We start from the raw sequence: 9742 nt of genomic DNA on the forward strand, positions 1-9742 counted from the left end.
GGCCCGCAGGGTGGCGGCGAGCGCGGGGCGCAGCGAGAGCGCGGCAGGCTGGAGGTCGTTGGCGAGCGCGGCGGCCAGGGCGACGGCATCGCCCTGGGCGAGCGCGGCGAGCAGCGCCGGGTCGGCGTCCGGGGTGGGGACGTCGGTGTCGCTGGAGCCGGTGCCGGCCTCCTCGCGCAGCCGGTCGCACTCGCGGAACACGGCGGGGGTGGACAGGCCGCCCTCGGCGACCGCGAAGACCCAGTGGAAGGTGCCCTCGACGGCCAGCGGCTCCAGGATCTCGCCCCGGCCGCGGCCCAGTGCGACGCCGCCGAGCAGGGCGAACGGCACGTCGGAGCCGAGTTCGGCGGCCAGCTCCAGCAGCACCGGAAGCGGGGTGTCCAGCTGCCAGAGCGCGTCGCAGGCGACCAGTGCCGCAGCGCCGTCGGCGCTGCCGCCGGCCATCCCGCCGGCCACCGGGATGGCCTTGGCGATGTGCAGGTGCACGCCCGGGTCGGCGATGCCGTGGTGGGCGGCGAGCAGCCGGGCGGCGCGGGCGGCGAGGTTGCTGTCGTCCAGCGGGACGACGGCGGCGTCCGGCCCGGAGCAGCTCAGCGTCACGCCCTCCCCGGCGGCGGCGGTGACCTCGTCCCCGAGGGCGACGGCGAAGAAGACGTTGGCCAGGTCGTGGAAGCCGTCGGCGCGCAGCCCGCCGACCCCCAGCTGGACGTTGACCTTGGCCGGCACCCGTACGGTGATCACGCGGACTCCCCGGTCGTGTGCCCGGCGGGCCTGTGCTCGACGGTCGTGTGCCCGGCGGGCTTGTGCTCGGCGATCGCGGCGAACTGCTCCACCGTCAGCATCTCGCCGCGCAGCTTGTGGTCGATGCCGGCCGCCGCGAGCGCCTGCTCGGCCCCGGCGGCGGAGCCCGCCCAGCCGGCCAGCGCGGCGCGCAGGGTCTTGCGCCGCTGGGCGAACGCGGCGTCGACCACCGCGAACACCTCCTCGCGGCTGGCGCTGGTCTTCGGCGGCTCGCGGCGGATCAGCGAGACCAGCCCGGAGTCGACGTTGGGGGCGGGCCAGAACACGTTCCGCCCGATGGCGCCGGCCCGCTTCACGTCGGCGTACCAGTTGGCCTTGACCGACGGGACTCCGTACACCTTGTTGCCCGGCTTGGCGGCGAGCCGGTCGGCGACCTCGCTCTGCACCATCACCAGGGTCCGCTCGATGCTGGGGAAGGTCGCCAGCATGTGCAGCAGGACGGGCACCGCGACGTTGTACGGGAGGTTGGCGACCAGCGCGGTGGGCGCCGGCCCGGGCAGCTCGGTGACCTCCATGGCGTCGCTGAACACCAGGTCGAACGAGTCCGCCTTGCCCGGCATCCGGGCCGCGACGGTGTCCGGCAGGTGCTGCGCCAGCACCGGGTCGATCTCGACCGCGGTCACGTGCCGCGCCACCTCCAGCAGCGCCAGCGTGAGCGAGCCGAGCCCTGGCCCGACCTCCACCACCGCGTCCTGCTCCGTCACCTCGGCGGCGCGGACGATCCGCCGCACGGTGTTGCCGTCGATGACGAAGTTCTGCCCGCGCTGCTTGGTCGGCTTCACGCCGAACGCGGCCGCCAGCTCCCGGATGTCGGCGCTGCCCAGCAAGGGGGTCCCCCCGGCCGGAGGCTGGGGGCGGCTGTCAGGGGTGGGGTCGGTGGTGCTCACGCGCCAAGGATACGGGCGCCGGAGGTGCCCTCCGGACTCGCCGATCCGAAGGGCACCGCTCGATCCGGCTCAGTGGCCGGAGGTGGGGCTCAGTAGCCGAAGGCCCGGGCGGTGTTCGCCGCGATGGCCGCGGACAGCTCGTCCTCGGCCAGCCCCAGGGTGGCGGCCATCGAGCGCACCGTGACCGGGATCAGGTACGGGGCGTTCGGGCGGCCGCGGTAGGGGTGCGGGGTGAGGAACGGGGCGTCGGTCTCGACCAGGATCCGGTCCGGCGGGGTGGCGAGCAGGGCGTCGCGCAGCGGCTGGTTGGCCTTGAAGGTGACCGGACCGGCGAAGGAGAGGTACCAGCCGTTCTCGGCGCAGGTCTTCGCCATCTCCGCGTCGCCGGAGTAGCAGTGGAAGACCGTCCGTTCCGGGGCGCCCTCCTCCAGCAGGACGGCGATGACGTCCTCGTGGGCGTCCCGGTCGTGGATGACCAGGGCCTTGCCGTGCCGCTTGGCCATCTCGATGTGGCGGCGGAACGACTCCTTCTGGATCTCCACGCCCTCCGGCCCGGTGCGGAAGTAGTCCAGGCCTGTCTCGCCGACCGCCACCACCTGCGGCAGTGCGGCGAGCCGGTCGATCTCGGCGAGCGCCTCGTCCAGCGCGGCGGCGCCGCCGGCTTTCCGCTGCTGCCCGGACCAGCCGTCCGGGTCGCCGAGGAAGATCCGCGGCGCCTCGTTGGGGTGCAGGGCGACGGCCGCGTGCACCTGCTCGTACTGCGCCGCCAGTTCGGCGGCCCAGCGCGAGCCGGGCACGTCACAGCCCACCTGGACCACCGTGGTGACCCCGACCGAGGCGGCCTTCGCCAGGCCCTCGGCCGGGGTGCCGGACTGCATGTCCAGGTGGGTGTGCGAGTCGGCCACCGCCACCGCCAGGGGTTCCGGCAGCGGCGGCGGGGTCGACCGGTCGTCCTTGGCGGCCATGTCAGGCGGTCGGCTTCTCTTCGAGGCGCGGGAAGAGGATCTCGCCCTTGGTGACGGTGGCACCGGCGGGCAGCCGGCCCCAGTCGGCCACGGTGGCGACGGTCTGCGCGGAGAGCGCGCCCAGCCCGGCGGCCTCGGCGCCCAGCGAGGCCCACAGCTTCTCGGCGGTGGACGGCATCACCGGGTTGAGCAGCACGGCGGTGGCGCGCAGTGCCTCGGCGGCGGTGTAGAGGATGGTGGCCAGGCGGGCCCGGCCCTCGGCCGAGTCGTCCTTGGCGACCTTCCAGGGCTCCTGCTCGGTGAGGTAGCCGTTGACCTGCTTGACGAACTCGAAGATCGCCGCGAGGCCGCCGGCGAAGTCCAGCTCCTCGCCGATCTTCCGGTCGGCCGTCTCGACGGCCCTGGTCAGCCCGTCCGCCACGGCCTGCTCGGCGTCGCCCGCGGCGGTGGCGGAGGGCAGCACCCCGTCGAAGTACTTGCCGACCATCGCGGCGACCCGGGAGGCCAGGTTGCCGAAGTCGTTGGCCAGCTCGGAGGTGTACCGGGCGGTGAAGTCCTCCCAGGAGAACGAGCCGTCGGTGCCGAACGGGATCGCCCGCAGGAAGTAGTAGCGGTACGCGTCCACCCCGAAGTGCGAGGTCAGGTCGGTGGGCGCGATGCCGGTCAGGTTGGACTTGGACATCTTCTCGCCGCCGACCATCAGCCAGCCGTTGGCCACGACCCGCTTGGGCAGCGGCAGTCCGGCGGCCATCAGCATGGCGGGCCAGATGACGGCGTGGAAGCGCAGGATGTCCTTGCCGACCAGGTGGACGGAGGCGGGCCACAGCTCGGCGAAGCGCTCCGGGTCGCTGCCGTAGCCGGCCGCGGTGATGTAGTTCTGCAGCGCGTCGACCCACACGTAGAGGACGTGCTTCTCGTCCCAGGGCAGCGGCACGCCCCAGTCGAAGGTGGAGCGGGAGATCGAGAGGTCCTTGAGGTCCTGCTCGACGAAGCGCAGCACCTCGTTGCGGGCCGAGGCCGGCTGGATGAAGTCCGGGTTCGCCGCGTAGAACTCCAGCAGCTGCGGGCCGTAGGCGGAGAGGCGGAAGAAGTAGTTCTCCTCCTCCAGCCACTCGACCGGCCGCTTGTGCACGGTGCAGAGCTTCTCGTCCGCGGTCGCGCCGTCGAGCAGCTCGGACGGGAGCTTGAACTCCTCGCAGCCGACGCAGTACGGGCCGGAGTAGCCGCCCTTGTAGATCTCGCCCTTGTCGTACAGGTCCTGGACGAACTCCTGCACCCGGGCGGTGTGCCGCTCCTCGGTGGTGCGGATGAAGTCGTCGTTGGCGATCTCCAGGTGCTCCCAGAGCGGCTTCCAGGCCTCCTCGACCAGCTTGTCGCACCACTCCTGCGGGCTGACGCCGTTCGCCTCGGCGGTCCGCATGATCTTCTGACCGTGCTCGTCGGTGCCGGTCAGGTACCACACCTTCTCGCCGCGCTGGCGGTGCCAGCGGGTGAGGACGTCGCCCGCCACGGTGGTGTACGCGTGGCCCAGGTGCGGGCGATCGTTGACGTAGTAGATCGGGGTGGAAACGTAGTACGCCGGGGCGCTCGCCCCGGTGGTGCTGTGGTCTGCAGTGGCCGCCATGGTCGGAAAGCTTAGTCGGGCGCACGGACCGCCCTCGACCGAGTTGTCTCCCGGCCGGGGGCGGTCCCTCCTGCGTCGCCCCGGTGTCAGCCCAGCAGCCGCGACCAGAACCGGGCCCAGCGTCCGCGCGGCCGGACGGGCTCGGCCACCGGGGGCGTCCCGGCCGGCTCGGCGTGCGCCGGGTAGCCGGGGGCGTTCTGCCACGGCTGGTCCGCGGAGGCCACCCGGCCCTCGCGCATGATCCGAACGGTGTGGCCGCCGCACCCCGGGCAGGTCGGCTTGAGCAGCGGGGACGGCACCCGGCCGCCGTTGGCGTGGTACTCGAACACGACGTGCCCGTCCCTGGCCACGTGGTGCTCGATGTCGTACGCCTGCTCCCAGCCGTACCCGCAGCGCAGGCACGCGAAGGAGTAGGCCTCCCGTACGGTCTCGACGGGAGTGTGCGGCCGGCCGGCCAGGCCTGCCGTGCTCAGCGCATTGCCACCGCGGGGGCTGCCGACAACATCGCTCATAGCCGTCTCCCAGCGCCCGCCGGACGTTCGTCCGGCTGGGTCTTTCCCTTCCAGGAAATGCCCGGACCGCCTCGGCCGATGCCCCACTTGTGAAGACTTGGATGCGGGTTGGGCAGCCCTATACGAAGGGCCTTCCCAGGACCGAGAACCGCGACCGAAACTTCAGCTCAGCGGGTGTTTACCGGGGCCTTCCCTCCACGGTACGACTCCCCGTGAGCAACGCAAGCCCCGGAGTTCACCCCTTTCCCGGACCGCCCTCCAGGCTTTCCTTCTTCGCCGCCACGACCGCGTCGAAAACCTCCCGCTTGGGCAGCGAGAGTTCCACCGCGACGGCCGCGATGGCCTCCTTTCGGCGCTCCCCGGCCTCCTCACGGACGGCCACCAGCCGGGCCAGCTCGGCCGGGGTCAGTTCCTGCGGCGCGGCCGGCGGGGCGCCGGCGACCACGACGGTGATCTCGCCCTTGACGCCTTCGGCCGCCCAGGCCGCGAGCTCGCCGATCGGCCCGCGCTTGACCTCCTCGTAGGTCTTGGTGAGCTCGCGGCAGACGGCGGCCGGCCGCTCCGGCCCGAACGCCTCGGCCATCGCCGTCAGCGCCTCGGCGATCCGGTGCGGCGCCTCGAAGAAGACCATGGTGCGCGGCTCGGCGGCGATCGAGGCGAGCTGCCGGGCCCGGTCGCCGCTCTTGCGCGGCAGGAAGCCCTCGAAGGTGAAGCGGTCCACCGGCAGGCCGGACAGCGCGAGCGCGGTGAGCACCGCCGAGGGCCCGGGCACCGCGGTGACCTTGACGTCGGCGGCCACGGCGGCGGCGACCAGCCGGTAGCCGGGGTCGGAGACCGAGGGCATGCCGGCGTCGGTGACCAGCAGCACCCGGGCGCCGCCGAGCAGCGCCTCGACCAGTTCGGGGGTGCGGCCGACCTCGTTGCCCTCGAAGTAGGAGACCACCCGTCCCGCCGGGGTCACCCCGAGCGCCTGGGTGAGCCGGCGCAGCCGCCGGGTGTCCTCGGCCGCGATCACGTCCGCCGTGGCCAGTTCGTTGACCAGCCGGGGCGGGGCGTCCGAGACGTCGCCGATGGGGGTGCCTGCGAGAACGAGTACTCCTGTCACGGTCCCCATCCTTGCAGCTGCCGAGCGCCCAGGGCTTTTGGTGACGATTCGGGCAGCTTCCGAGGGAGCGGACACGCGTGCGAGGAGCGCCCCTACGATGTGGCGGATGAACGGCGACACGGCGGCGCAGACGCCCACTGGTACGGACCGATCCGCGTACGGCGGCGTCGGTCTGCCGTCCCCCCGCTCACCACGGACCGGCCCCGCCGACTGGCGCGAACGCCTGGCCCGGTACGGCTACACCGCCCGTCCCGCGGCGACGCTCACCGAGCGCCTGGCGCCGCCGATGCCGGACGGCCCCCGGGTGACGCCCCGGGACGTGCCGCAGTCGCCGCTACTGCTGCGGATGGGCGTCTCGCTGCCGCAGGGCCTGTGGTTCTTCCTCTGCCGCTGGGCCGGCTGGCTGGGTCCGATCGCGGTGGCGGTGTTCGCCGGCGTCCTGCGGTTCACCAACCTCGGGCAGCCGCACGCGATCATCTTCGACGAGACGTACTACGCCAAGGACGCCTACGCGCTCTGGCACGGCGGCTACGAGATCAGCTGGCCGGAGGACGCCAACACCACGATCATGACGCCGGGCGCGGCCGTCCCGTACCGGGCGACGCCCTCGTACGTGGTGCACCCGCCGGTGGGCAAGTGGATCATCGGCGCGGGCGAGCAGCTGTTCGGCATGAACCCCTTCGGCTGGCGGTTCGCGGTGGCCCTGCTCGGCACCCTGTCGGTGCTGATGGTGGCCCGGATCGCCCGCCGGATGTTCCGCTCCACGCTGCTCGGCTGTGTGGCGGGCCTGCTGCTCTCGGTGGACGGCCTGCACCTGGTGCTCAGCCGGGCGGCCCTGCTCGACCTGGTGGTGATGTTCTGGACCCTCGCCGCCTTCGGCTTCCTGCTGCTGGACCGCGACCGCACCCGGGCCCTGCTGGCCCGGAGGCTGGGCGGGATCGAGAACCCGCAGCTCGCCCAGCGGCTGAACCTGGGCTGGCGCCCGTACCGGATCGCGGCCGGCGTCTGCGTCGGCCTGACCTGCGCCACCAAGTGGAGCGGCCTGTACGTCATGGCGGCCTTCGGCCTGCTGACCGTGCTCTGGGACGTCGGCGCCCGCCGCCTGGCCGGCGCCCCGCGCCCGTTCCTGGCGGCGGGCGCCCGGGACGTGGTGCCGGCCTTCGTCTCGGTCGTCGTGGTCTCGGCCGCGGTCTACGTCGCGTCCTGGTGGGGCTGGTTCGCCAGCAGCACCGCCCCCGGCCAGGGCGGCTGGGGCCGGGACTGGGCGGCCGGGCGCTCCACCGACTTCCCGTGGATACCCGAGGGCCTGCGCGCCCTGTGGCACTACCACTCGACGGTCTACGACTTCCACGTCGGCCTGAGCGACCCGCACACCTACCAGTCCAACCCGTGGTCCTGGCTGGTGCTGGGCCGGCCGGTGTCCTTCTACTACGAGTCCCCCAAGTACGGCCAGGCCGGCTGCACCGCCGCCGACTGCGCCCGCGAGGTGCTGGGCATCGGCACCCCGCTGCTGTGGTGGACGGGCATCGCAGCGCTGGTCTACTGCCTGTGGCGCTGGGCGGCCCGGCGGGACTGGCGGGCGGGCGCGCTGCTCTGCGGCCTGGCCGCCGGCTACCTGCCCTGGTTCGCCTACCAGCAGCGGACGATCTTCCTCTTCTACGCGGTGGTCTTCGTCCCGTTCCTGGTGCTCGCGGTGACGATGCTGATCGGCGCCCTGATCGGCCCGGCCGGCGCCTCCCGGGACCGCCGGATCATCGGCTCCGCGGCGGCCGGCCTGCTGGTCCTGCTGATCGTCTGGAACTTCCTGTTCTTCTTCCCGCTGTTCACCGGGCAGACCATCCCGCTGGAGGACTGGCGCCGACGGATCTGGTTCAACACCTGGATCTGATCCGCCGCCCCGTGCGCACCGGGTTCCCGCGAACCGTCCGTATGCGGTGCACGGCACGTACCAGATCCGTCACAAGTCCCGGGCGATTCGCCGGCGCACCGATCCGCGCTGCCTAGGGTGGGGGGGTACCGCGTTTCCGGCCCCGGCCGGTTGCGCCCGGCCGCGAGACCCCTGGGGGAACTCCACCATGCGCAGTGGCGCGAAGATCGGCATCATCACCGGCGTGTCCATCGCCGTCCTCGCGGGCGGCGGCTACGGCGCGTACAGCCTGATGAGCGACTCGGGCGGGTCCGGCGGCAAGAAGCCCCGTACGGTGGTCGCCGAACCGCCGTCGGCCGAGCAGGCGGCAGCCGGGTTGAAGGACTTCCTGACGGCCTGGGCGGCCGGCGACATCGCCAAGGCGGCCTCGCTGACCGACGACCCGGCCGCGGCCACCGCCGCCCTGACCGCCTTCAGGGACCAGGTCAAGCCGAGCGCGCTGACCCTCACTCCGTTCGGCCCGACCACCCAGCAGGTCTTCGCCGCCGCCACCGGCACCCCCGCCCCGGCCGCCAAGCCCTCCGCCGGGGCCTCCGCGACGCCGGGTGCGACCGACTCGCCGTCCGCCACCGCCACGCCCGGGCCCACCGGCACGCTGATGTCCTACAAGGCGCGCGCCGAGTTCGCCGGCACCAACCGGGCCTGGGACTACCAGGGCTTCCTGGGCGTCGTGAAGATGAGCGACAACACCCCGGCCGTGCACTGGGCCCCGTCGGTGATCCACCCCCACCTGTCCGGCAACGAGACCATCGCCGTCCAGCCGGTCTACTCCCCGCCGTCCACCGTGGTCGACCGCAACGGCAAGCCGGTCCAGGGCGCCTCGCTCACCCCGGCACTGATGAACACCCTCCAGGAGAACGCCAACAAGCTGCTGCCGCCGGACCCGGCCAAGGAGCAGGACGCGGGCAGCGCGGTGGTGATCTCCGACCCGGCTGGCAAGGGCGCCGTGGACAAGCTGTTCACCATCGTCGAGCCGAAGCCGGGCAAGCCGTTCAAGGTGACCATCGACAACACCCTCCAGGCCGCCGCCGAGAAGGCGATGACCGACCTGGGCGGCAAGCCCGGCTCCATCGTCGCGATCGAGCCGAGCACCGGTCAGGTGCTGGCCTTCGCCAACTCGCCGTCCAACGGCCAGAACCGGGCCTTCACCGGGCTGCTCGCACCGGGCTCGACGATGAAGATCGTCACCTCGGCGGCGCTGCTGGAGGCCGGGGTCAACCCGGACACCGTGGTGGCCTGCCCGGAGAAGAGCGGCAACGCGCACCCGATCCCGAACTCCTTTCCGGGCGCCTTCCCGAACAACACGCTCCAGCAGGACTTCATGATGTCCTGCAACACGGCCTTCATCAATCAGGGCCTGGCCAGCCTGAAGCCGACCAGCCTCGCCGGCGAGGCCAAGGACGTCTTCGGCATCGGCCTGGAGTGGAAGACCGGCCTGCCCAACGCCGACGGCCGGGTGCCGGACCCGGGCACCAACAAGGACGAGCAGTCGATGAACTACATCGGCCAGGGCAAGGTCCAGATGAACCCGCTGGCCATCGCCTCGGTCACCGCCACCGTGCAGAGCGGCGAGTTCAAGCAGCCGATCCTGGTCGCCGAGCTGCCGCAGCAGAAGGCCGCCCGACCGCTCTCCCCGGACGTGGCCGGCAAGCTGAAGGCGATGATGGCGGCCACCGCCTCCGGCGGCACCGCCAAGGAGGTGATGGCCGGCATCACCGACAACGCGGGCGCCAAGACCGGCTCCGCCGAGGTCGCCGGCGTCGACGTCACCAACAGCTGGTTCACCGCCTACCGCGGCAACATCGCGGTGGCCGCCGAGGTGCAGGGCGGCGGCCACGGCGTGGACGCGGCCGGCCCGGCCGTCGCCTCCATCCTGAAGGCCGCCGGCGGCCGCTGAGCCTCCGGGAGCCGCACCCCCGCA

Annotated in this window: 8 protein-coding genes; 2 read left to right on the forward strand and 6 right to left on the reverse strand. The window is 72.8% G+C overall.

The window, feature by feature from the left end:
* From KS423_RS28600 to rsmI, 6 genes are all read right to left on the reverse strand, one after another.
* The coding region (locus tag KS423_RS28600; protein ID WP_224282663.1) for a 4-(cytidine 5'-diphospho)-2-C-methyl-D-erythritol kinase at positions 1 to 741 on the reverse strand (741 nt) is incomplete at its 3' end.
* Entirely contained in the window at positions 738 to 1688 is a 951-nt protein-coding gene (gene rsmA / locus KS423_RS28605; RefSeq protein WP_224282664.1) for a 16S rRNA (adenine(1518)-N(6)/adenine(1519)-N(6))-dimethyltransferase RsmA, read from the reverse strand. The genes KS423_RS28600 and rsmA, both read right to left, overlap by 4 nt.
* An 89-nt stretch (positions 1689 to 1777) precedes the next feature.
* Complete coding sequence (locus tag KS423_RS28610) at positions 1778 to 2653, reverse strand: TatD family hydrolase (RefSeq protein WP_224282665.1); 876 nt, start codon at positions 2651 to 2653, stop codon at positions 1778 to 1780.
* Between the two features lies 1 nt (position 2654).
* Positions 2655 to 4277 (reverse strand): methionine--tRNA ligase, encoded by a 1623-nt coding sequence (metG, locus tag KS423_RS28615; RefSeq protein WP_224282666.1) that lies wholly within the window; start codon positions 4275 to 4277, stop codon positions 2655 to 2657.
* An 86-nt stretch (positions 4278 to 4363) separates the two neighbouring features.
* Positions 4364 to 4789 (reverse strand): hypothetical protein, encoded by a 426-nt coding sequence (locus tag KS423_RS28620; protein WP_224282667.1) that lies wholly within the window; start codon positions 4787 to 4789, stop codon positions 4364 to 4366.
* 235 nt (positions 4790 to 5024) lie between these two features.
* A complete protein-coding gene (gene rsmI / locus KS423_RS28625; protein ID WP_224282668.1) occupies positions 5025 to 5894 on the reverse strand; it encodes a 16S rRNA (cytidine(1402)-2'-O)-methyltransferase in 870 nt (289 codons plus the stop codon).
* A gap of 106 nt (positions 5895 to 6000) precedes the next feature.
* Between rsmI and KS423_RS28630 the strand changes: the two genes are divergently transcribed.
* Positions 6001 to 7782, forward strand: coding sequence for a dolichyl-phosphate-mannose--protein mannosyltransferase (locus tag KS423_RS28630; protein ID WP_224282669.1), 1782 nt, complete (start codon positions 6001 to 6003; stop codon positions 7780 to 7782).
* Between the two features lie 187 nt (positions 7783 to 7969).
* Complete coding sequence (locus KS423_RS28635) at positions 7970 to 9718, forward strand: penicillin-binding transpeptidase domain-containing protein (RefSeq protein WP_224282670.1); 1749 nt, start codon at positions 7970 to 7972, stop codon at positions 9716 to 9718.
* Positions 9719 to 9742 lie beyond the last annotated feature (24 nt).

Origin of the sequence: Streptomyces sp. LS1784 (genome assembly GCF_020103755.1) — a bacterium.
Classification (GTDB): domain Bacteria; phylum Actinomycetota; class Actinomycetes; order Streptomycetales; family Streptomycetaceae; genus Kitasatospora.

Coding starts and splice junctions, on each gene's coding strand:
- KS423_RS28610 (WP_224282665.1), bottom strand. CDS start 2,653: ATGGCCGCCAAGGACGACCGGTCGACCCCGCCGCCGCTGCCGGAACCC.
- metG (WP_224282666.1), bottom strand. CDS start 4,277: ATGGCGGCCACTGCAGACCACAGCACCACCGGGGCGAGCGCCCCGGCG.
- KS423_RS28620 (WP_224282667.1), bottom strand. CDS start 4,789: ATGAGCGATGTTGTCGGCAGCCCCCGCGGTGGCAATGCGCTGAGCACG.
- KS423_RS28630 (WP_224282669.1), top strand. CDS start 6,001: ATGAACGGCGACACGGCGGCGCAGACGCCCACTGGTACGGACCGATCC.
- KS423_RS28635 (WP_224282670.1), top strand. CDS start 7,970: ATGCGCAGTGGCGCGAAGATCGGCATCATCACCGGCGTGTCCATCGCC.